The organism is Catellatospora sp. NPDC049133 (genome assembly GCF_040648455.1).
GTDB classification, from domain to species: domain Bacteria; phylum Actinomycetota; class Actinomycetes; order Mycobacteriales; family Micromonosporaceae; genus Catellatospora; species Catellatospora aurea.
The window spans coordinates 37426-57377 of record NZ_JBEZDT010000004.1 but is presented as its reverse complement, the minus strand read 5'-3'; the positions used below and the strand labels follow the sequence as shown (position 1 = coordinate 57377).

The window sequence follows — 19952 nt, the reverse complement described above, 5'->3', positions numbered from 1 at the left end:
GGCCGCAACCGCCGCGGGTCGGCTTGATAGGCAAGCAATCACTTGCCTATAGTGCTGACGTGGGTGATGTCTTCAAGGCGCTGGCCGACCCGACCCGTCGGCACATCCTCGACGAGCTGGCCGAGCGCGACGACCAGACGCTGTTCGAGATCTGCGTCCGGCTGACCACCAAGTATCAGGTCACCTCCTCGCGCCAGGCCGTCTCCCAGCACCTGGAGCTGCTGGAGGCCGCCGGCCTGGTGCGCACGCGCCGCGAGGGGCGCTACAAGTTCCACACCATCGACACCCGCCCGCTCGCGCAGATCGCCGAGCGGTGGATCAGGACGAAATCACAGGAGAACCCATGAGGATCAACGTCATGAGCATCATGGTCGACGACCAGGACAAAGCGCTCGCCTTCTACACCGACGTGCTCGGCTTCGTGAAGAAGACCGAGTTCCCGGCCGGGGAGTACCGCTGGCTCACCGTCGTCTCGCCCGAGGACCCCGACGGCGTCGAGCTGTCCCTGGAGCCCGACCAGCACCCGGCCGCCAAGCCGTTCAAGGAGGCCCTGGTCGACGACGGCATCCCGTACACCTCGTTCGCCGTGCCCGACGTGAACGCCGAGTACGAGCGGCTGACCAAGCTCGGCGTCGTGTTCACCCAGCCGCCGCTGGAGATGGGCGTGGTCACCACGGCCGTCTTCGACGACACCTGCGGCAACCTGATCCAGATCGCGCACATGCACTGACCGGTGTCGGATAGGCGGCGATCCGGGGACGGAGACGGTTAGCCGACTGAGGGTACGGCGCACGGGCCCTACGCTCCCGGCATGCGCCGTACCCCTCGCCTTCTGCTGGCCGTCCTCTGTGTGCTGGCCGCCGGCACCGCCTGCGGCTCCGACAAGGGCGACCCGGTTGCCGCGCCCACCTTCGACACCGTCGTCAGCCCGAGCGCCGTCGCCGAGTCGCCGTCGGCCGCCCCGTCTCCGGCGCGCAGCTCGGCCCGCCCGTCGCCGGCCGCGCCGACCTGGCCGTCGCCGGCCGACTGCGTGTCCTACAACCCGAACAACCTGACCGTGCAGTACGCCGCCGGCATCCACCAGGTCATGGACGGCTCGAAGATCGTCGCGCGGGTGCACGGCGGACCCGGCGAGATCATGGGCGAGCAGGCCCTCGCCCTGGCACAGCGCTTCAAGCGGCACTGCTTCATCGGGCGCGGCAACGGCCGGGAGGACGCCAACGCGTACGTGTTCGACTACTGGCGCGACTCGTCCGGCAAGCGCACCACGATCCCCGGCGAGGACGACGCGTGCTCGTCGTACGACCGGGGCAACCTGCAGGTCAACGACATGGGCGGCGGGCAGGGCTGGCGGGTCAAGGACGACGACAACGTGCTGCACCTGTTCGACGACGAGTCCGACGCCCGCGACGGCCGGCTCGTGCTGGCCAAGTACGGCAGGATCTGCCGCATCGGCAGCCCGCCCGACGACGACCAGGACTACGTCACGTACGGGAAGTGAGGAACTGCCGCACGGCGGCGGTGAACTCGACCGGCCGATCCTGGTGCACCATGTGCCCGGCGTCGATGACGGTCAGCTCGCCGTGTGGCAGCGCCTGCGCCAGCTCGGCGATGGTCTCCTGGCGTACGTAACTGGCCGGGCCGCCGGAGACCAGCAGTGTCGGCACGGTGATGGCCCGCGCCTCGTCGCGCCAGCGCGGGTCGGGCTCGTCGATCTGCGAACGCAGTGCCAGCACCGCGTCCCAGTCGAAGGAAAGCTCGCCTTCGGGCCGCTGCGGCGGCACAGGAGTACGCGGATACATCAGGCCCGCGTCCTCCACGACCAGCGCCTCGACCCGCTCCGGGAACCGGGCCGCGAACAGGTAGGCCACCACGCCGCCGAGGGAGTGCCCGACCACGGCGACCCGCTTGAGCCCGAGCACGTCCAGTAATCCCGCGACGTCCGCCACGAGCAGGTCGATTGCATATGTGGACGTGCGTTCGCCGCGCCCGTGGCCGCGCTGGTCCACGGCGTACACCCGCCACCGGTCGGCCAGCTGCTCCGCGACGGTGTCCCAGTCGCCCGGCCCGCCGCCCCCGATTCCGTGCAGCAGCACTACCGGCGGGGCGTCCGCCTCGCCCCACGCCCGGTACGCCAGCCGCACCCCACCGACGTCCACCTGCTCGTAGTCGCTCATCAGCCGAACCTATCCCGCCCGGCACGGTCGCCGGCCAGGCCGGTCCCGCAAAGTCGGTTGCGTACGGGCGGACAGGCCGTAGCCTCACGCTCGTGATCACAGAGGGCGTGGCCGGAGCGAACATGCTGACGGCCCGATGGGCGGCGACGGTCAGCGACGGGGAGCCGACGGTGCTGTCCGGCGCGGGGGTGTGGCCGTTGCTGGCCTACCTGTCGTCGGCCGCCGAGGGCGCTGAGCGGGCGGAGCTGGAGCAGGCGCTCGGGATGCCCGCGGCCCCGGCCGTGGAGGCCGCGACCGAACTGCTGGGCGTGCTGCGCTCGGCGACCGGCACGCACGCGGTGCTCGGACTGTGGGTGCACCGTTTGCTGCGCCTGCACGACGAGTGGCTCCGGACGGTCCCGGCGGACACGGTCGAGGTGCTGGTGGGCACGGATGCCTTCGACGCGTGGGTGCGCAAGCACACCGACGGGCTGCTGGACGGCATGTCCACGCCGCCGGACCCGGAGACGCTGCTGGTGCTGGCGATGGTGCTGACGGTGCGGACGCGGTGGCGGGAACCGTTCCTGGACGGCACGCTCGGCATCGCGGACGGCCCGTGGGCGGGGCGGCAGTTCGCCTGGCTGCACCGCTGGACCGCGGACCGGGACCGGCTGGCCGTGTACGACACCGAGCGTGGCCAGGTGACCGTGCTGTCCGTGGACGGCGTCTCGGACATCACCGTCGACCTGGTGATCGGCGAAGCCGACGTGCCCACCGGCGCGGTGCTCGCGGCCGGCATCACTGCGCCGGACGCGGGCGGTCCGCGCCGCCTCGGCTCCCAGCTCACCGATGCCGATGCGCCGGGCCTGCGGCTGGAGTCGAACTCCGCCCGCAGCGTGCCCATGCTGTCCGCCTCGGTGCCTCGCTTCACGGTCTCGCGCGGACATGACCTGCTGGCCGACGGCGAGCTGTTCGGGCTGCTCGCGGTGGCCCGCCCGGACCGGCAGCGCCTGCCGCGGATGAGCGATACGCCGCTCGCGGTGGGCGCGGCCCGGCAGGAGCTGACCGCCTCGTTCACGGCCGAGGGCTTCGAGGCCGCGGTGTCGACGCGGTTCGATGTCGCGGCGGCCGGCGGGCTGCCCGATGAGTGGCGTGACGACGTCGGGGTCGAGTTCGACCGGCCGTTCGGCTTCGTGGTGCGGCACCGGCCGTCGGGATTGGTGCTGCTCGCGGGCTGGGTGACCGAGCCGGACCCGCCGCTGCCGGTGCGCGAGTTCTCCCGTGGCGAGGACGACGACTTCTAGCGGCGACTCGCCACCGCGGTGGTGGATGAGCCTGCGCGAGGGCGGCACGCCGGTGGAGGCCGCTTCGGCTGCTCGTGGCCGACCGGGATCAGCGGGCCGGGCGCAGCCCTTCCCGGACGACCTCCAGCACGCGCTCCGGTGCGGCGTCGCCGCCGTAGCGCTGCATGGCCTGGCAGCCGACCATCAGGGTCTTGACGTCGGCGACGGTGACGTCGGCGCGGACCGCGCCCACGGCCTGTGCCCGTACCAGCAGGTCGCGCATCGCGTCCTTGAACGCCTGCTCGTGCTCGGGCATCACGGCCTCGATGTCGAAGCCCTCGCCGGCCAGCGCGTCGACCAGGCCTTTGTCGGTCGCGCCGGCGGAGGTCATCAGGTCGAAGAAGCCGAAGAACGCCTCGCCCGGGTCCGCCGTCGCGGCCAGTTCGCGAGCCTGGCCGACCAGGTGCTCCACCCGGTCCACCACGATCGCCTGGTACAGCGCCTCCTTGGTGGGGAAGTGCCGGTAGACGGTGCCCGCGCCGACCCCGGCCCGGCGGGCGATCTCGTCGATGGGCACGGCGAGGCCCTCGGCCGCGAACACCTCGTAGGCGGTCTGCAGCACCTTGGCGCGGTTGCGCCGGGCGTCGGCGCGCAGCGGCCGCGTGTTGCCGGTCATCGTGCTTCCCAGCGGGGGAGACGTGGGTCACTGGCAAAACGGGGCGCACGTTCCGTATAGTAAGTGGGGCGCACGTTCCGATTATATGCACTCCGAGGAGACGCCATGAACGCCACAGCCACGGCGGGCCGCTGGACCGCCACGGACGTGCCCGACCAGGCAGGCCGCGTCGCCGTGATCACCGGTGCGAACACCGGCATCGGGTACGAGGCCGCCAAGGTGCTCGCCGCCCGCGGCGCGACCGTGGTCCTCGCCTGCCGCAACCCCGAGCGGGCCGACGACGCGCTCGCCAGGATCGCGGCGGCGGTCCCCGGAGCCCGCGCCGAGTTCCTGCGGCTGGACCTGTCCTCGCTCGCCTCGATCCGCGAGGCCGCCGCCGAGCTGCGCGCCCGCCACCCCGAGATCGACCTGCTGGTCAACAACGCGGGCGTGATGTGGACGCCGCGCAGCACCACCGCCGACGGGTTCGAGCTGCAGTTCGGCACCAACCACCTGGGCCACTTCGCCTTCACCGGGCTGGTGCTCGACCGGCTGCTGCCCGTCGTCGGCTCCCGGGTCGTCACGATCAGCAGCATGGGCCACCGCACCGGCCGGCTCGACTTCGACGACCTGCAGTCCGAGCGCTCCTACGGCCGCCACCGCGCGTACGGCGCGTCGAAGCTGGCCAACCTGATGTTCACCTACGAACTGCAGCGCCGCCTGGAGGTCGCCGGTGCGAACACCGCTGCCGTCGCCGCGCATCCGGGCGGCGCGGGCACCGAACTCGTCCGCAACTCGCCGCCGCTGATCCGGTTCCTGTACCCGCTGTTCGAACCGCTGATCACCCAGAGCGCCGAGCGCGGCGCGCTGCCGACCCTGCGCGCGGCGACCGACCCGTTCGCGCGCGGCGGGGAATACTACGGACCGGACGGTATCGGCGAGGTCAAAGGCTTCCCGAAGCGCGTCGGCTCCAGCTCCCGCTCGCACGACAAGCTCGCCCAGCGCCGTCTGTGGCAGGAGTCGCTCCAGCTCACCGGCGTCACGTTCCCTGTCTGACCGACCACCGACCACTAAGGACACCGACATGCCCGCCATCCTCGCCGCACTGGGCGCGACCCCCAGCGGAGCCCGCGCCGAGCGGGTGCGCCGGTCGCCGCATTTCCGCGACGGCTCCTTCCAGAACAGCACGCCCACCCGCACCATGGTCGGCGGCGAGAGCCGCCCCAGCGTGCGCGAGTTCCTCACCGGCGGCGAGCGCCGCCGGCCCAGCGCCCCGGTGCCCCTGGTCACCGGCGAGGCCGCGACGTCCGCCGACGGGCTGCACCTGACCTGGTACGGCCACGCCACCGTGCTCGTCGAGATCGAGGGCGCGCGGGTGCTGCTCGACCCGGTGTGGAGCGACCGGTGCTCGCCGACTCCCGGGATCGGCCCGAAGCGGCTGCACCCGATGCCGGTGGCGCTGGCTGACCTGCCGCGCATCGACGCGATCGTCATCTCGCACGACCACTACGACCACCTCGACATGCCCACCGTGCAGGCGCTGACCCGCAGCCAGCAGGCCCCGTTCCTGGTGCCGCTCGGGGTGGGCGCGCACCTGGAGCGCTGGGGCGTGCCCGACCACCGGATCATCGAGCTGGACTGGGAGGAGAGCACCGACGTCGCGGGGCTGACCCTGACCGCGACCGAGGCCCGCCACTTCTCCGGCCGCACCCTGCGCCGCAACGGCACCCTCTGGAGTTCCTGGGTCATCGCGGGTGAGCAGCGCCGCGTCTTCTACACCGGCGACTCCGGCTACTTCGACGGCTACGCCGCGATCGGCGAGCGCCACGGCCCGTTCGACGCCACGCTGATGCAGATCGGCGCGTACGACAAGGGCTGGCCCGAGATCCACATGTTCCCCGAGGAGGCGGTCGCCGCCCACCTCGACCTGCGCGGCGACCTGCTGATCCCGGTCCACTGGGCGACCTTCAACCTGGCCCTGCACCCGTGGGCCGAGCCCGTCGACCGGCTCTGGGCCGAGGCCAAGGCCCGCGACGTCAACCTCGCCGTCCCCCGCCCCGGCGAGCGCGTCGACGCCACCGCCCCACCCGCCCTCGACCCCTGGTGGCAGGCCCTCGCCTGAAATCAAAGGAAGGGCACCTTCTTATCGCTCCGCGTATAAGAAGGTGCCCTTCTTGACTGCCCGCACCGGCTGAGCAGGACGTTCGGCGCGTATGGCGGGACGGACGCCCGCTACCGCCGCGGTACCGCGCCGGTTTACGTTCACAGCGCGGAACTGCGGGGGAGGCGGCGCTGACAGCGACAGAGGCGAGCATGCCGCGCGCGCGTCGGCGAGGGTTGTGGCCGCTGCTGGTGGCACAGACGCTGTCCGCGCTCGGCGACTCGTTCTCGTACGTCGCGATCCCGCTGCTCGTCCTGCACGCCACCGGCTCGGTCGCGCAGATGGGCGTGGTCACCGCGCTCGGCGGAGCGGCGACGCTGGTCACCGGCGTTTTCGCCGGCGTCGTCGTGGACCGGTTCGACCGCAGACGCCTGCTCGTCGGGTGCGACCTGGCCAGACTGCTGCTGTACGGCAGCATCCCGCTGATCTGGCTCGCCGGGCCGCGGCCCTGGCTGCTCTACCTGATGCTGCCCCTGGCCAGTGCCTTCGGCATGGTGTTCCGGGTCGCGCATGTGACCGTCGTGCCCAGCCTGGTGTCCGCCGACGAGATCACCCACGCCAACAGCCGGCTGTTCGCGGCGTCGTCCACGGCATACCTGGTCGGCCCGGCCCTGGCCGGCCTGCTCTCCGGCCGGTTCGGCCCGACCACGGCGATCGCGGTCGACGCGGCCACTTTCGCGGTGTCCGCGGCGGTGCTGGTCCTGCTTCGCCTGCGGCCCGTCGGCGCGCCCGCGGACCCGGCCGAGGGCGAGCGGCCGCTGGACGTGCTGCTGGCCGGGGTGCGGTTCATCGCGCGCCATCCGATCCTGCGTCCGATGACGGTGCTGCTGACCGTCCTGAGCAGCCTCACCTTCGGCCTTACCGACGTGGTGATCTACCGGCTGAAGCACGACCTCGGCCAGAGCGACGGCACCGTCGGCTACGTGCTCGCGGTCGGCATCGTGGGCACCCTGCTGGGGTCGGTCGCGGTGACCCGGCTGCGGCGGCGGTACGGCTTCGCGCCGACGTGGACCGGGGCGTGGGCGCTGTGCGGCGTCGCCATGGTCGGGATCGGGCTGGCCGGGCGGGTGCCGGTGGTGGCCGCCGCCGCGACCGCCGTGCTCGGTTGCAGCGCCGTGGCCGGCATCGCGTCGATGTCGCTGCGGCAGGAGGTGACCCCGGCGCCGCTGCTCGGCCGGGTCACTTCGGCGTTCTGGACCCTGCACTCGGCCCTGACCCCGCTGGGCGCGGCGGCGCTGACGGCGGCGGCCGCGGGCTACGGCTCGTCGGCGACCGTGATCGCGGCGGGCGCGCTGTGTACTGCGACCGCGGCGACCGCGCTGTGCACCCCGCTGTTCCGGGCGCGGTCGGACCGTGCACTTGGTACACCGGGTGCCCCGGTCGAGCAGGGCGACGCCCGCCGACTGCCGGATGGTGTGTGAAAGGTGCGCGGACAATTCGGGGACTGAGCTGACCTGCGCTATTAAGCTCCCGCTTAACGGTCTTGTGCCGACTGTCGTATGTAAATACGTTGAGATGGACATCGGTACGCAACAATTACTGGAACGGGGCAGCAAATGATGCGATCTCGATTCGCGCGAAGTATGCGCAACGCGATAGTGGCGGCGCTGACCGCCTTCGCCGCGGTCCTCGCCGTCGGGGCCACGCCGGCCAACGCGTCGATCAACGTGGTATGCGATGGATACTGCACGATCGTCTCCACGACTTACGTCAATGGCGGGGTCGCGCGATCGAGGGCCGAGGGCTACTTCTACGCCGTGGACGGCGACATCAAGGGCGAGGTGAGCATCTGGGACACGAGTGCCGACGGATACCGCGCGCGCGTCTGGGTGAACATCTTCCTGGAGTGCTGGTGCGTTCACGAGGAATACATGGTTAGCAATCGGGCCTTCGACAACACGAATGGCGCAGGGACCAAAATAGACCGCAGCTGGACGTTCAGCGCAGGTCTGCCAGCTGGATACCTTTACACCGTCGAGGTCAAGGTCGGGCGCTACGACGCGAACACCGGTGCCTACGGAGTGAACGAGAGCCAGACCCAGCGCTTCTACATCGATATGTGATCAGTCCGGCTGAGGATTCGTGGAGGTCGCGCTGCCGAGCGCGGCCTCCACACTCCTTCGCAACATGCGGTCACGGCGTGGAGGTGGACATGCCACGGCGGATCGAGCCGACGCCATCCAATGTCGACATCGGTGCCGAGGCCTTCACCGCCGAGGGAGGTGAATGGCTGCGTCGGCGCGATCATCGCCAAACGGGCGGTGGACAACCGCGTCCGGGTGCCCGGCTGGTCTGCCGGGCGGGCCGGCAACGGCCGAGACCTGAGCCGGGCGGTCACCACACCAAGATCATTCGACTTGCCGGGCAACCGGGTGAAAGCGCGCCCAAGATACGCACAGGTGCCCGGCAAGTCGGATGACCTTGACGGCCGCGCCGGCCGAGGGCTCGCCGGATCGGTCACGCGCACCGTGACGGCACGGCGGCGCAGGCCAACAGGCCTGTGGCGTTAAGAAGGGCACCTTCCTCTACGTATGGCGATGGGAAGGTGCCCTTCCTTTGCTAGCGGAGGTAGATGTTGGGGGTGGGTGGGGTGGGCATGGCGTCGCCGATGAAGAAGCTGGGGTGGGGCGGCTGGTTGTAGGCGGTGTTCTGCCAGGCGATGGCTACGCGGTACATGGGGTCGTGCATCAGGGTGTGGATGCGGCGGTCGGTGGTGTTGGTGGTGGCGTAGATGCGCAGGGCGGTGTTGTCGCTGGTGCGCCAGATGACCTCCTCGCGCCAGTCGCCGAACAGGTCGCCGGACAGGGCCGGGGTCGCCTTGGTGCCGTTGTTGGAGGCGACGCCGCTCGCGGTGAGCAGGCGGGTGTCGCCGCCGGTGCCGTACTTGTCGATGCGGGTCTGGTCGAGCAGTTCCCGGACCGGGTCGCCGTCCCACCAGACCAGGAAGTTGATCGAGCTGGGCTCGCGGCCGAGGGACGCGCCGTTGGCGGCGTTGCGCAGCGTGGTGTCGGACGCCGACCAGGCTTCCGCGCCGGGGCTGCCGGCCCAGATGTCACCGGCCACGCCGCGGCCGTTGTCGGCGCCGGAGGCCGTGGACCACAGGACCTGGCCGGTACGCGCGTCGGCGAGCCAGGAGCCTGGCTGGCTGGTGGACTCGCTGACCTTGAAGACTTCCAGCCCGGCGCGGCCGGGGACCAGGTCGCCGACGTGCAGGGCGTCGCCGTGGCCGCGGCCGGTGTTCCACAGCGGGGCGCCGTTGTCGTTGATGGTCATCGCGCCGAAGATGATCTCGTCGCGGCCGTCGGCGTCGACGTCGCCGATGGACAGTTGGTGGTTGCCCTGCCCGGCGTACGCGCTGCCGGCGCTGTTGGAGTCGAACGTCCAGCGCCGGGTCAGCGAGCCGTTGCGGAAGTCCCAGGCCACGATGACGGTACGGGTGTAGTACCCGCGCGACATGATCAGGCTGGGTCGCGCCCCGTCGAGGTACGCCGTGCCGGCCAGGAAGCGGTCGACGCGGTTGCCGTAGCTGTCGCCCCAGGACGAGACGGTGCCGCGGGCGGGTTCGTAGCTGACCGTGGACAGGGCCGCGCCGTTCAGGCCGTTGAACATGGTGAGGTATTCCGGACCGGTCAGGATGTAGCCGCTGGAGTTGCGGTAGTCGGCGCTGGCGTTGCCGATGACCGTGCCGACGCCGTCGCGGGTCGCGTCGGCGGTCTTCATGGCGACCTCGGCGCGGCCGTCGCCGTCGTAGTCGTACACCTGGAACTGGGTGTAGTGCGCCCCGGCCCGGATGTTGCGGCCCAGGTCGATGCGCCACATGCGGCTGCCGTTGAGCCGGTACGCGTCGACGTAGACGTTGCCGGTGACGCCGGACTGGGAGTTGTCCTTGGCGTTGTCGGGGTCCCACTTGAGCACGATCTCGTACTGGCCGTCGCCGTCGAGGTCGCCGACGGAGGCGTCGTTGGCGGAGTAGCCGCTCGCGGGCGCGGAGATCGGCACGTCGAGGTAGTTGCCGCCGGTGAAGCGGAGTGACGTCGCCGAGGCGGCCTGCTCGGTGCCGTTCACGACGGCGCGCACCGTGTACGACGCGTCGGCGGCCGCCCCGCTGTCCAGGTAGTTGGTGGAGTTCGTGATCGGCGAGGAGTTCACCTTCGTGCCGCCGCGGTACACGTTGAAGCCCGTGCTGTAGGACTCGGTGCCCAGCAGCCGCCAGGAGACCAGGTTGGCGCTGCCCGAGCGGACGCTGACCAGGCCCCGGTTCAGGTCCTCCATCTGCTTGGCCCCCGACGGCGGCGGGCCGGACGGCGAAGGGCTCGGCGAGGCGGGCGCGGACGGTGACGCCGAAGGCGACGCGGGCGGTGACGCCGACGGCGCGGCCGAGGTCGGCGCGGGTGCGCCGGTGCAGGTGGTGCCGTTGAGCGCGAAGCTCGCCGGGGCCGGGTTGGACGTGTTGTTCCAGGAGGCGTTGAAGCCGAACGCGGTGCTCGCGTTGGTGGCGATGGGGCCGTTGTAGCCGGCGTCGGTTACCGACACGTTCGCGCCGGACTGGGTGAAGCTGCCGTTCCAGAGCTGCGTGACGGCCTGCCCGGCGGTGAAGGACCAGGTCAGGGTCCAGCCGTTGACGGGGTCGCCGAGGTTGGTGATGGTGACGTTGGCGCCGAAGCCGCCGCCCCACTGGTTGGTGACGGCGTAGTCGACGCGGCAGCCCGCGGCCGCCTGGGCGCTGACCGCGGTCACGACGCCGGCGGTCAGGACGGTGACGGTGGCGGCGGTGAGCACCGCGAGCCGCCGTCGGGTACGAGTGGGCATGATGCCTCTCCCGAGGATGGGTGGACCGGGGCGACGCCCGGCACGGAGATCGGGGATGGTCCAGGCGGGTTCCGTCGCGGGCGCGGTGTGTCGCGGTCCCGGTGCGGTACGGGATCGGCCTGGCGCGGATGCATGCCCGGTGCATCCGTTTCGCCCATAACGCGGTAGCGTGCCCTGCTCCCGGCAAGGATGTTAGACCTGTCGATGTCCGGCCACAAGCAACCCTCCACCCGCCGCCCAGCCCGAAGGAAGGGCACCTTCCCATCGCCATGCGTTGTGGAAGGTGCCCTTCCCATCACCGCGAGGCCGTGGCCTGCGGTGATGGCCGCGCGATCCGGTCGCGGCCCGGAAAGCGACGTGCACCGGGCGCGTCACCTGCGGTAACCTCGCCATCTTGATCACACGGGGAGGTACCACGGTGAAGCTTGCCGAAGCGCTGGCGCTGCGTGCCGACGCCGTACGCCGGGTGGAGCAGCTGCGCGCCCGGATCGTCGGCAGCGCCCGCTACCAGGAGGGCGAGGAGCCGGCCGAGGACGCGGCGGCGCTGCTGGCCGAGTCCAGTGAGGTGCTGACCGAGCTGGAGACGCTGATCAGCCGGATCAACCGCACCAACGCCACCGTCAGCACGGCGGGCGGGCTCACCCTGACCGAGGCGCTGGCCCGCCGCGACGTGCTGCGGATGCGGCACTCGGTGATCACCGCCGCGGCCGACGCCGCCGCGGGCCGTGACCAGCGCGGCATGGCCGTACGCCAGCTGCGCTCCGAACTGAAGATGCTCACCGCGCTGTCGGTGGCCGAGCTGCGCGCCCAGGCCGACCGGCTCGCCCGTGACATCCGCGAGGTGGACGTGGACATCCAGCGCGCCAACTGGGAGGCCGACCTCGTCGACTGACTCCTGGGGAGGTGAAGCAGGTAGCCGTCGCGGAGGCGTGCACTACCGAGGGCCGGCGGTTCCGGTCCACTTTCTCCGGCGCGCGAAGGGCAGCGCGGGGGTTCAACTCCCCGGTCACCACTTATGCCCCCATGGCGTACATGTGATGGCGCACAGGGAACAGCACACCACCGCGTGCAGATCCACGACGGCGAGGGCGGGCTCGGGGCACGCACCTCACCCAGGTCAAGAAGGGCACCTTCTACAACGCGGAGCGTTGTGAAGGTGCCCTTCCTTGCGCTCAGGGCAGGAGGAGGCGGGACAGGCGGCGGGTGGCGAGCCAGGAGCCGAGGGCGGCCATGGCGAGCAGGTAGCCGACGGCGACGAGCATGCCGGGGCGCAGGTCGCCGGTGGTGAGGCCGCGCAGGAGTTCGATGCTCTGGTAGAGCGGCAGGGCAGCGACGACGGGCTGCAGGGGCGCCGGGTAGACCGACAGCGGGTAGAACGTGGTCGCGAACAGGAACATCGGGAGCATGACCAGCTGCAGGTACTGCTGGTGGTGGAACTCGCGGATGACGGTGATCGCGGCCATGCCCGCCGCCGAGAAGGCGTACGCGACCAGCACGCACGCGGGCAGGGCCAGCAGCGCCCACCACGAGTGGACCATGCCGAACCCGGTGATCACGAGCAGGAAGCAGGCCGCGGACAGGGTGCTGCGCAGCACCGACGCGGCGATCTCGCCGTGCGCGATGTCGCGTACGGTCAGCGGGGTGGTGACGATGGCGTCGTAGAACTTCTCGAACCGCAGCCGCCACCAGACCGAGCCGGTGGTCTCGCTGATGGCGCTGTTCATGGCCGAGGTGGCCAGCAGCGCCGGGGCGACGTACGCGGCGTAGGCGATCGCGCCGCCGTCGCCGTCGATGAGCTGTCCGATGCCGACGCCGATCGACATCAGGTAAAGGAACGGCTCGAAGACGCCGTTGACGGCGAGGTTCCACGGCCGCCCTTTGCGCAGCACCCACAGGTGCCGCAGGACGATCAGGTGCGCTGCGGGCATCAGGGGTCCCTTCACGGGTGCAGGTTGCGGTGGTAGGTGCGCCGGGCCACCAGGTAGCCGGCGAGCGCCAGGGCGGCCAGGTACGCGGTGTGGGTGAGGCTCCCGGCCCAGGTCGCGGTGCCGAGGGTGAGCGTGCGGCACAGTTCGACGCCGTGCCACAGCGGGGTGAGCGCGACCAGGTGCTGCACGGCCTCGGGCAGCTGGGTGGTGGCGAAGAAGGTGCCCGAGAACAGGTACAGCGGCATGACCACCCACTTGAACAGGGTCTGCACGGGCCGTACGTCGGGCAGGGTGACCGCCCAGGCGGCGACCGGCATCGCGAACGCGAACCCGGTGAGCACCGCGGCGGGCAGCGCCAGCACGGCCAGCGGCGACGCGGCGACCCCGAACATGAACATCACCGCACAGAACGCGGCCGCGCCGATGGCGATCTTCACGGCCATGAACAGCGCGTGCCCGTGCAGCACGTCGACCGGCTCCAGCGGCGTGGACACGGCGACCGGGTACGCCCGGCCGGGCATGCGCTGGTAGCTGACCGGGAACGCGGACTCGATCATGCCGTTCTGCATGGACGCGGCGGCCAGCATGCCGGGGGCGAAGAACGCCAGGTAGCTGACACCGCCCAGGGCGTCGACGTGCGAGCCGACCACGGCGCCCAGCCCGGCGCCGATGGCGACCAGGAACAGCAGCGGGTTGGCCACGCTGATGACGATGGTGCCCTTCCAGTTGCGCCGGTAGTGCAGCCAGCAGTAGCGGTAGAAGCGCAGGGCCATGCCCGGCGACTTGGTGGCGGTCGTCATCAGTCGACCAGCGTCCGGCCGGTGAGGGCGAGGAACACGTCCTCCAGGCTCGCCCGGCGCACCAGCGCGGTCACCGGGGTCAGGCCGAGGGCGTGCGCGGCGGACAGCGCGGCGTCACCCTCGGCGGTGTACCACAGCAGCCGGTCGGGCAGCTCCTCGATCCGGTCGCCGGTCACCGACTGGCGCAGCTTGTCGAGGGCGGCGGCCTGCTCGCCGATGCCGAAGCGCAGTTCGAGGACCTCACGGGTGGCGTGTTTCGCGATCAGTTCGGCGGGGGAGCCCTGGGCGACGATCTTCCCGCCGTCCATCACCACGAGCCGGTCGCACAACTGCTCGGCCTCGTCCATGTAGTGGGTGGTCAGCACCAGGGTCACCCCCTGCTGCTTGAGCCGGAACAGCCGGTCCCACAGCACGTGCCGGGCCTGCGGGTCGAGCCCGGTGGTGGGCTCGTCGAGCAGCAGCAGCTCAGGCTCGTTGATCAGCGAGCGGGCGATGGTGAGGCGGCGGCGCATGCCACCCGACAGCGCTTCGACGCGCTCGCCGGCCTTGTCGGACAGCTGCGCGAAGTCCAGCAGCTGGGTTGCCCGCTCGTCGATGAGGCGGGTGGGCAGTCCGAAGTAGCGGCCGTAGATGAGCAGGTTCTCGCGCACGCTGAGTTCGCTGTCGAGCGCGTCGTCCTGCGGCACGACGCCGAGCCGGGCGCGGATGCGGCGGCCGTCGGTGGCCGGGTCCAGGCCGAGCACGCGCAGCGTGCCCGCGGTGGGCGGGGAGACGCAGGCGATCATCCGCATGGTGGAGGACTTGCCGGCGCCGTTGGGGCCGAGGAAGCCGAAGGCCTCTCCCCGCTGGAGCGCGAAGTCGATGCCGTCGACGGCGGTGAAGGGGGCGGAACGTTTGTCCCGCGGCGGGTAGGTCTTGACGAGCCCCGTGGCTTCTGCGATCACGTCTGACACAGGCAGCAGCGTAGAAAATGTGATGCGAAATGTGCAAGAAATTTACATGCTCAAGCAAAATTCATACTTCACGGTATGAGCACCGCCGCGCCCTCGACCCGGTCGCCCGCCAGATCCGCGAGCGCCGCATCGGCCCGGTCCAGCGGGTACGGCGTCACGCTCACCGCCAGCGGGTGTGCCGCCGCCAGGGCCAGGAACTCGCGCCCGTCGTCGCGGGTGTTCGCGGCGACGCTGCGCAGCTGCCGCTCCTCGAACAGGTGCCGCTCGTAGTTCAGCACCGGGATGTCGGTGAGATGGATGCCCGCGATCGCCAGCGTCCCGCCCCGGTCCAGGGCGGACAGTGCCGGTGGCACCAGGTCGCCGACCGGCGCGAACAGGATCGCCGCATCCAGCGGCACGGGCGGCGGCTCGTCCGCGCCGCCCGCCCATACCGCGCCCAGGCTCAGGCCCAGCTCGCGCGCGGCGGGCGAGCGGGTCATCACGTACACCGTCGCGCCCTGGGCGATCGCGACCTGCGCGGTCAGGTGCGCCGACGAACCGAAGCCGTAGATGCCCAGCGTGCCGCCGGGCGGCAGCTCCGCCCGGCGCAGCGCCCGGTGACCGATGATGCCCGCGCACAGCAGCGGCGCGAGATGCGCGTCGTCGTAACCCTCCGGCAGCCGGTAGGCGTAGTCGGCGGGCACGGTGGCGTACTCGGCGTAGCCGCCGTCGGCGTCCCAGCCGGTGTAGCGGGAGGCCGGGCACAGGTTCTCCTGGCCGCGGCGGCAGTACACGCAGGTCTGGTCGGTGTGGCGCAGCCAGGCGATGCCCGCGCGCTCGCCGGCCGCCCAGCCGGTGACGGCGTCGCCGAGCGCGACGACTTCGCCGACGACCTGGTGGCCGGGGACCACCGGGCTGCGGTGCGGCGGCAGGTCGCCCTCCGCGACGTGCAGGTCGGTGCGGCACACCGCGCAGGCGCGTACGCGTACCAGCAGCTCGCCCGCGCCCGGCTCGGGCACCGGCCGGCGCACCGCCCGCAGCGGGCGCGTCGCGATCGGCCCCGGCGCGGCGACCTCCCACGCGGCCATGGTCTCCACACCCTCCATCATCGCCGGACCAGGCCATGTCGGGGCCCTGATCTACGATCGGTGCCATGAGCACAGCGGCGGGCGACGAGATCCCGAAGATCAGCGCACCGGCGAACCGGGCCCTCGACCTGGCGGGTCACACCACACTGTCCGCGATCTCCGAGCTGACCAAGAAAGACCTGCTCGACCTGCACGGGGTCGGCCCGAAGGCCATCCGCATCCTGCGCGAGGCGCTCGCCGAGCGCGGGCTCGGCTTCGCCGACGAGCGCGAATGATCATCTGCCGGTAGTCTCCCGTCACGACGACGGGGGAGGACCACCATGCGAGACGACGGCCTGGCGTACGGCGCGCGGCTGGCCCGCCACTACGCCGCCTCGGCCGCGCTCGCGCTGCTCAGCGACGCCGAACTCGCCGACCGGCTGGCCGCGGCGGAAGTGGTCGGCGTGGGCATCGGCGGTGTCACGGCCCGGCTCGACGTGGGCGGGACGGCCGTGTTCGTCAAACGCATCCCGCTGACCGACCTGGAGCGCCGCCCCGAGCACGTGCGCTCCACCGCGAACCTGCACGGGCTGCCCACGCACTGCCAGTACGGCATCGTCTCGCCCGGCTTCGGGGCCTGGCGCGAGCTGGCCGCGAACACCCTCGCCACCAACTGGGTGCTGGCCGGCCGGAACCCGGGTTTCCCGCTGATGTACCACTGGCGGGTGCTGCCCGGCGCCCCGGCCGTCCCCGCCGAGCACGCCGACCTCGACGTGACGGTCGCGTTCCTGGGCGGCGACCAGGCGGTCCGCGAGCGGCTGGAGGCGCTGGCGGCGGCCTCGGCGAGCCTGGTCCTGTTCCTCGAGCACCTCCCGCACCAGCTCGGCGACTGGCTGGCCGGGCCCCTGGCGGCCGGTGGCGAGGAGCTGATCGCGGCCTGCCGGATGATGGAGCAGGGCATGGTCGACGGCGTGGACTTCCTGCGGGCGCAGGGTCTGCACCACTTCGACGCCCACCTGCGCAACCTGCTCACCGACGGCCGGCGCGTCTACTTCGCCGACTTCGGGCTGGCGGTGTCGTCCCGGTTCGCGCTGTCCCCACAGGAATCGGCGTTCCTGGCCCACCACGCTGACCACGACGCCGGGTACGTCCGGATGACCCTGGTGAACTGGCTGGTCCACCGGGTGGTGGGCGTGCCCGTGCCCGGTGACGGCGGACCCGCCGAGCGCAACGCCTACATCCGCGAGTGCGCCGCCGGGAAGCGGCCGGACGGTGTGGTGCCGGAGCTCGCCGACATGATCGTCCGGCATGCGCCGGTGGCCTCGATCATGAACGACTTCTACTGGCAGCTGTTCGGCGGCGTGCTCGACACGCCGTACCCGGCCGCCGAGGTGGCGCTCGCACTGACCCGATGACTCCGGTCGTGCAAGCACTTGCACGCAACGGTGCTACAAACGGTGATGTTGCGAGTCGGTTTTGGAATTGTTTCCGTCGACATCTTGCCGTGCCCGGGACACGGGCATAGGGTTTTGCCAATCCCCGCCCGGGGATGCGGTCCCGCTCACCGCCGTTCGCTGCCGGACATCCGATGTCCGGTGACGGAGGGTGCCACGCTCCCGCGCCACGCCACCCTCCGGCTGTGCAGGAAGGGAGTGCGTCATGGCAGTATCCCGGCGGAGGTTCGTCACCTCCGTGGCGTCCGGATCGGCGCTGGCCGCGACAGGCGGCGCCATCGCCGGAGGGCTCACGGCGGCGGCCCCGGCCGCGGCGGCCAGCCCGCCCGGCGACGTCGTCGGCAAGATATCGGTCGGCTACCAGGGGTGGTTCGCCTGCACCGGCGACGGGGCCCCGATCAACGGCTGGTGGCACTGGAGCAACAACTGGGGCCAGCCGCCGTCGCCGAGCAACAACGCGATCGTGTCCTGGCCGGACATGCGCGACTACCCCGCCCAATACCAGACCGCGTACGCGAACCTCGGCAGCGGCCAGCCCGCGAAGCTGTTCTCGTCCTACGACCAGTCCACGGTGAACCTGCACTTCCAGTGGATGCAGCAGCACGGCTGCGACACCGCGGCGCTGCAGCGGTTCAACCCGTTCGGCGGCGAGGGCCCGACCCGCGACGCGATGGCCGCCAAGGTCCGCACCGCCGCCGAGGCGTACGGGCGCAAGTTCTACATCATGTACGACGTCACCAACTGGACGAACATGCAGTCGGAGCTGAAGACCGACTGGACCACCAAGATGTCGGCGTACACCTCGTCCCCGGCGTACGCCCGCCAGAACGGCAAGCCGGTCGTGTGCATCTGGGGCTTCGGCTTCAACGACCCGGGCCGCCCGTTCGCGCCCGCGGCCTGCCTGGAGGTCCTGAACTGGTTCAAGGCCCAGGGCTGCTACGTCATCGGCGGCGTCCCCACCTACTGGCGGCAGGGGATCAACGACTCCCGCGCGGGCTTCTTCGACGTGTACACGGCGTTCAACATGATCTCGCCGTGGATGGTCGGCCGCACCGGCGACGTCAACGGCCTGGACTGGTTCTACACCAACGTCAACGTCCCCGACCAGGCCGAGTGCAACAACCGGGGCATCGACTACCAGCCGTGCGTGATGCCCGGCGACCTGTCCTCGCACCACCGCTACCACGGTGACTTCTACTGGCGGCACCTCTACAACATGATCCGCGTCGGCGCGCAGGGCCTGTACGTGTCCATGTTCGACGAGTACAACGAGGGCAACCAGATCGCCAAGACCGCCGAGAACGCCTCGCAGGTGCCGACCAACTCCGGCATCGTCACCCTCGACGAGGACGGCACCGTCTGCTCGTCGGACTACTACCTGCGCATCACCGCCGACGGCGGCCGCATGCTCAAGGGCCAGCTCGCGCTCACCGCGGTCCGGCCGACGCAGCCGGTCGTCGGCGGCCAGCCGCCCGTCGAGTCCGACCTCGCGCGCGGCAAGCCCACCTCGGCCAGCAGCACCAACGGCAGCTTCGTGCCCGCCAACGCGGTCGACGGCAACCAGGCCACGTACTGGGAGAGCGTCAACAACGCGTTCCCGCAGTGGCTGCAGGTCGACCTCGGCGCGGCCGCCACGGTCAGCCGGATCGTGCTGAAGCTGCCCGCGGGCTGGGAGACCCGCACCCAGACGCTGTCCGTGCAGGGCAGCACCAACGGCTCCACATTCGCCACGCTGGTCAACTCCGCCGGGGTGGTGTTCAACCCGGCCGTGGGCAACACCGTCACGCTGAACTTCACCGCGGCCACCGCCCGTTACGTGCGGCTCACCATCAGCGGGAACACGGGCTGGCCCGCGGCGCAGTGCGCCGGGTTCGAGGTGTACGGCACCGCGCAGCCGCCGCAGAACGACACCCAGGCCCCCAGCGCGCCGGGCAACCTGACCGTCACCGGGCAGACCAGCAGCAGCGTGTCGCTGTCCTGGCAGGCGTCCACCGACAACGTCGGCGTCACCGGCTACCAGGTGCGCCAGGCGGGCAACGTCGTCGCGGGCGCGACCGGGACGTCGTACACGGTGACCGGGCTGAGCCCGTCGACGACGTACAGTTTCACCGTCACCGCCCAGGACGCGGCCGGCAACACGTCGTCGCCGTCGAACACCGCGACCGCCACCACCAGCGCCGCCCCGGCGTCCAACCTGGCCCGCAACAAACCCACCCAGGCCAGCAGCTACACCCAGAACTACGGGCCGGGCAACACCGTCGACGGCAACGCCGACTCGTACTGGGAGAGCGCCAACAACGCGTTCCCGCAGTGGCTGCAGGTCGACCTCGGCGCGGCGACCACGGTCAGCCGCATCGTGCTCAAGCTGCCGCCGCCGTCGGCGTGGGCCAGCCGCACCCAGACGCTGTCCGTGCAGGGCAGCGCCAACGGCTCGACGTTCAGCACCATCGTGAACTCGGCCGGGTACACGTTCAACCCGTCCTCGGGCAACACGGTGACCATCACCTTCCCGGCGACCTCCACCCGGTACGTGCGGCTGAACTTCACCGCCAACACCGGCTGGCCCGCCGGGCAGCTCTCCGAGTTCGAGGTCTGGGCGAGCTGACCGCCGCCGTCCCCGGCGGGTCGAAGAACCGGCCCGCGGTCCGCGACGCCGACGCGGACCGCGGGCCAGCACACCGGCCGCCGTGCCGGACACGCCCTGCCC

19 protein-coding genes are annotated in these 19952 nt (G+C 71.2%); 12 read left to right on the top strand and 7 right to left on the bottom strand.

The window, feature by feature from the left end:
- The first annotated feature begins 59 nt into the window (after positions 1-59).
- From AB0B35_RS05415 to AB0B35_RS05405, 3 genes are all read left to right on the top strand, one after another.
- Entirely contained in the window at positions 60-347 is a 288-nt protein-coding gene (locus AB0B35_RS05415; protein WP_361040978.1) for a metalloregulator ArsR/SmtB family transcription factor, read from the top strand.
- Complete coding sequence (locus AB0B35_RS05410; RefSeq protein WP_360537097.1) at positions 344-730, top strand: VOC family protein; 387 nt, start codon at positions 344-346, stop codon at positions 728-730. Before AB0B35_RS05415 ends, AB0B35_RS05410 begins: the two co-directional genes overlap by 4 nt.
- Positions 731-811: 81 nt before the next feature.
- Positions 812-1501 carry a hypothetical protein gene (locus AB0B35_RS05405; RefSeq protein ID WP_360537095.1) on the top strand — a complete coding sequence of 230 codons (690 nt, stop codon included), beginning with the start codon at positions 812-814 and terminating at the stop codon, positions 1499-1501.
- Here AB0B35_RS05405 and AB0B35_RS05400 read toward each other — a convergent pair.
- Positions 1485-2177, bottom strand: coding sequence for an alpha/beta hydrolase (locus tag AB0B35_RS05400; RefSeq protein WP_361040974.1), 693 nt, complete (start codon positions 2175-2177; stop codon positions 1485-1487). The two genes, AB0B35_RS05405 and AB0B35_RS05400, sit on opposite strands and share 17 nt — an antisense overlap.
- A 92-nt stretch (positions 2178-2269) precedes the next feature.
- Here AB0B35_RS05400 and AB0B35_RS05395 point away from each other — a divergent pair, with 92 nt between their 5' ends.
- Positions 2270-3460, top strand: a complete 1191-nt coding sequence (locus AB0B35_RS05395; protein WP_361040972.1) for a serpin family protein — start codon at positions 2270-2272, stop codon at positions 3458-3460.
- An 88-nt stretch (positions 3461-3548) separates the two neighbouring features.
- On the opposite strand, the gene AB0B35_RS05390 is transcribed toward AB0B35_RS05395, so the two are convergent.
- On the bottom strand, positions 3549-4115 hold the full coding sequence (locus AB0B35_RS05390; protein ID WP_361040969.1) for a helix-turn-helix domain-containing protein: 567 nt from the start codon (positions 4113-4115) through the stop codon (positions 3549-3551).
- Between the two features lie 105 nt (positions 4116-4220).
- On the opposite strand from AB0B35_RS05390, the gene AB0B35_RS05385 reads away from it, so the two are divergent.
- The 4 genes from AB0B35_RS05385 to AB0B35_RS05370 all read left to right on the top strand — a co-directional run bounded on the left by AB0B35_RS05385 (position 4221) and on the right by AB0B35_RS05370 (position 8318).
- The gene (locus tag AB0B35_RS05385; protein ID WP_361040967.1) at positions 4221-5150 is read left to right on the top strand and encodes an SDR family NAD(P)-dependent oxidoreductase; all 930 of its coding nucleotides are present in this window, start codon (positions 4221-4223) and stop codon (positions 5148-5150) included.
- Between the two features lie 28 nt (positions 5151-5178).
- Positions 5179-6216, top strand: a complete 1038-nt coding sequence (locus AB0B35_RS05380) for an MBL fold metallo-hydrolase (RefSeq protein WP_361040964.1) — start codon at positions 5179-5181, stop codon at positions 6214-6216.
- 191 nt (positions 6217-6407) lie between these two features.
- Positions 6408-7676, top strand: a complete 1269-nt coding sequence (locus AB0B35_RS05375) for an MFS transporter (RefSeq protein WP_361040961.1) — start codon at positions 6408-6410, stop codon at positions 7674-7676.
- Between the two features lie 162 nt (positions 7677-7838).
- Positions 7839-8318, top strand: coding sequence for a hypothetical protein (locus AB0B35_RS05370; protein WP_361040958.1), 480 nt, complete (start codon positions 7839-7841; stop codon positions 8316-8318).
- A 496-nt stretch (positions 8319-8814) separates the two neighbouring features.
- On the opposite strand, the gene AB0B35_RS05365 is transcribed toward AB0B35_RS05370, so the two are convergent.
- Positions 8815-11064, bottom strand: a complete 2250-nt coding sequence (locus tag AB0B35_RS05365; RefSeq protein WP_361040955.1) for a cellulose binding domain-containing protein — start codon at positions 11062-11064, stop codon at positions 8815-8817.
- A gap of 418 nt (positions 11065-11482) precedes the next feature.
- On the opposite strand from AB0B35_RS05365, the gene AB0B35_RS05360 reads away from it, so the two are divergent.
- Entirely contained in the window at positions 11483-11956 is a 474-nt protein-coding gene (locus tag AB0B35_RS05360) for a DIP1984 family protein (RefSeq protein ID WP_361040953.1), read from the top strand.
- A gap of 280 nt (positions 11957-12236) precedes the next feature.
- Here AB0B35_RS05360 and AB0B35_RS05355 read toward each other — a convergent pair whose 3' ends face one another.
- The 4 genes from AB0B35_RS05355 to AB0B35_RS05340 form a co-directional block, all read right to left on the bottom strand.
- Positions 12237-13007, bottom strand: a complete 771-nt coding sequence (locus AB0B35_RS05355) for an ABC transporter permease (RefSeq protein ID WP_361040951.1) — start codon at positions 13005-13007, stop codon at positions 12237-12239.
- Entirely contained in the window at positions 13004-13792 is a 789-nt protein-coding gene (locus tag AB0B35_RS05350; protein WP_360537067.1) for an ABC transporter permease, read from the bottom strand. Before AB0B35_RS05350 ends, AB0B35_RS05355 begins: the two co-directional genes overlap by 4 nt.
- A complete protein-coding gene (locus tag AB0B35_RS05345; protein WP_361041561.1) occupies positions 13792-14733 on the bottom strand; it encodes an ABC transporter ATP-binding protein in 942 nt (313 codons plus the stop codon). Before AB0B35_RS05345 ends, AB0B35_RS05350 begins: the two co-directional genes overlap by 1 nt.
- A gap of 80 nt (positions 14734-14813) precedes the next feature.
- On the bottom strand, positions 14814-15812 hold the full coding sequence (locus AB0B35_RS05340) for a zinc-dependent alcohol dehydrogenase family protein (protein ID WP_361041559.1): 999 nt from the start codon (positions 15810-15812) through the stop codon (positions 14814-14816).
- 65 nt (positions 15813-15877) lie between these two features.
- Between AB0B35_RS05340 and AB0B35_RS05335 the strand changes: the two genes are divergently transcribed.
- From AB0B35_RS05335 to AB0B35_RS05325, 3 genes are all read left to right on the top strand, one after another.
- A complete protein-coding gene (locus tag AB0B35_RS05335; protein ID WP_360537065.1) occupies positions 15878-16087 on the top strand; it encodes a DNA-binding protein in 210 nt (69 codons plus the stop codon).
- A 45-nt stretch (positions 16088-16132) separates the two neighbouring features.
- The gene (locus AB0B35_RS05330) at positions 16133-17206 is read left to right on the top strand and encodes a serine/threonine protein phosphatase (protein ID WP_360537063.1); all 1074 of its coding nucleotides are present in this window, start codon (positions 16133-16135) and stop codon (positions 17204-17206) included.
- A 244-nt stretch (positions 17207-17450) separates the two neighbouring features.
- Positions 17451-19850: a discoidin domain-containing protein gene (locus AB0B35_RS05325; protein WP_361040948.1), complete on the top strand. Its 2400-nt coding sequence runs from the start codon at positions 17451-17453 to the stop codon at positions 19848-19850.
- Positions 19851-19952: the final 102 nt, after the last annotated feature.

Coding starts and splice junctions, on each gene's coding strand:
- AB0B35_RS05325 (WP_361040948.1), top strand. CDS start 17,451: ATGGCAGTATCCCGGCGGAGGTTCGTCACCTCCGTGGCGTCCGGATCG.
- AB0B35_RS05370 (WP_361040958.1), top strand. CDS start 7,839: ATGCGCAACGCGATAGTGGCGGCGCTGACCGCCTTCGCCGCGGTCCTC.
- AB0B35_RS05375 (WP_361040961.1), top strand. CDS start 6,408: ATGCCGCGCGCGCGTCGGCGAGGGTTGTGGCCGCTGCTGGTGGCACAG.
- AB0B35_RS05405 (WP_360537095.1), top strand. CDS start 812: ATGCGCCGTACCCCTCGCCTTCTGCTGGCCGTCCTCTGTGTGCTGGCC.
- AB0B35_RS05410 (WP_360537097.1), top strand. CDS start 344: ATGAGGATCAACGTCATGAGCATCATGGTCGACGACCAGGACAAAGCG.
- AB0B35_RS05330 (WP_360537063.1), top strand. CDS start 16,133: ATGCGAGACGACGGCCTGGCGTACGGCGCGCGGCTGGCCCGCCACTAC.
- AB0B35_RS05380 (WP_361040964.1), top strand. CDS start 5,179: ATGCCCGCCATCCTCGCCGCACTGGGCGCGACCCCCAGCGGAGCCCGC.
- AB0B35_RS05385 (WP_361040967.1), top strand. CDS start 4,221: ATGAACGCCACAGCCACGGCGGGCCGCTGGACCGCCACGGACGTGCCC.
- AB0B35_RS05400 (WP_361040974.1), bottom strand. CDS start 2,177: ATGAGCGACTACGAGCAGGTGGACGTCGGTGGGGTGCGGCTGGCGTAC.
- AB0B35_RS05390 (WP_361040969.1), bottom strand. CDS start 4,115: ATGACCGGCAACACGCGGCCGCTGCGCGCCGACGCCCGGCGCAACCGC.
- AB0B35_RS05350 (WP_360537067.1), bottom strand. CDS start 13,792: ATGACGACCGCCACCAAGTCGCCGGGCATGGCCCTGCGCTTCTACCGC.
- AB0B35_RS05340 (WP_361041559.1), bottom strand. CDS start 15,812: ATGGCCGCGTGGGAGGTCGCCGCGCCGGGGCCGATCGCGACGCGCCCG.
- AB0B35_RS05335 (WP_360537065.1), top strand. CDS start 15,878: ATGAGCACAGCGGCGGGCGACGAGATCCCGAAGATCAGCGCACCGGCG.
- AB0B35_RS05365 (WP_361040955.1), bottom strand. CDS start 11,064: ATGCCCACTCGTACCCGACGGCGGCTCGCGGTGCTCACCGCCGCCACC.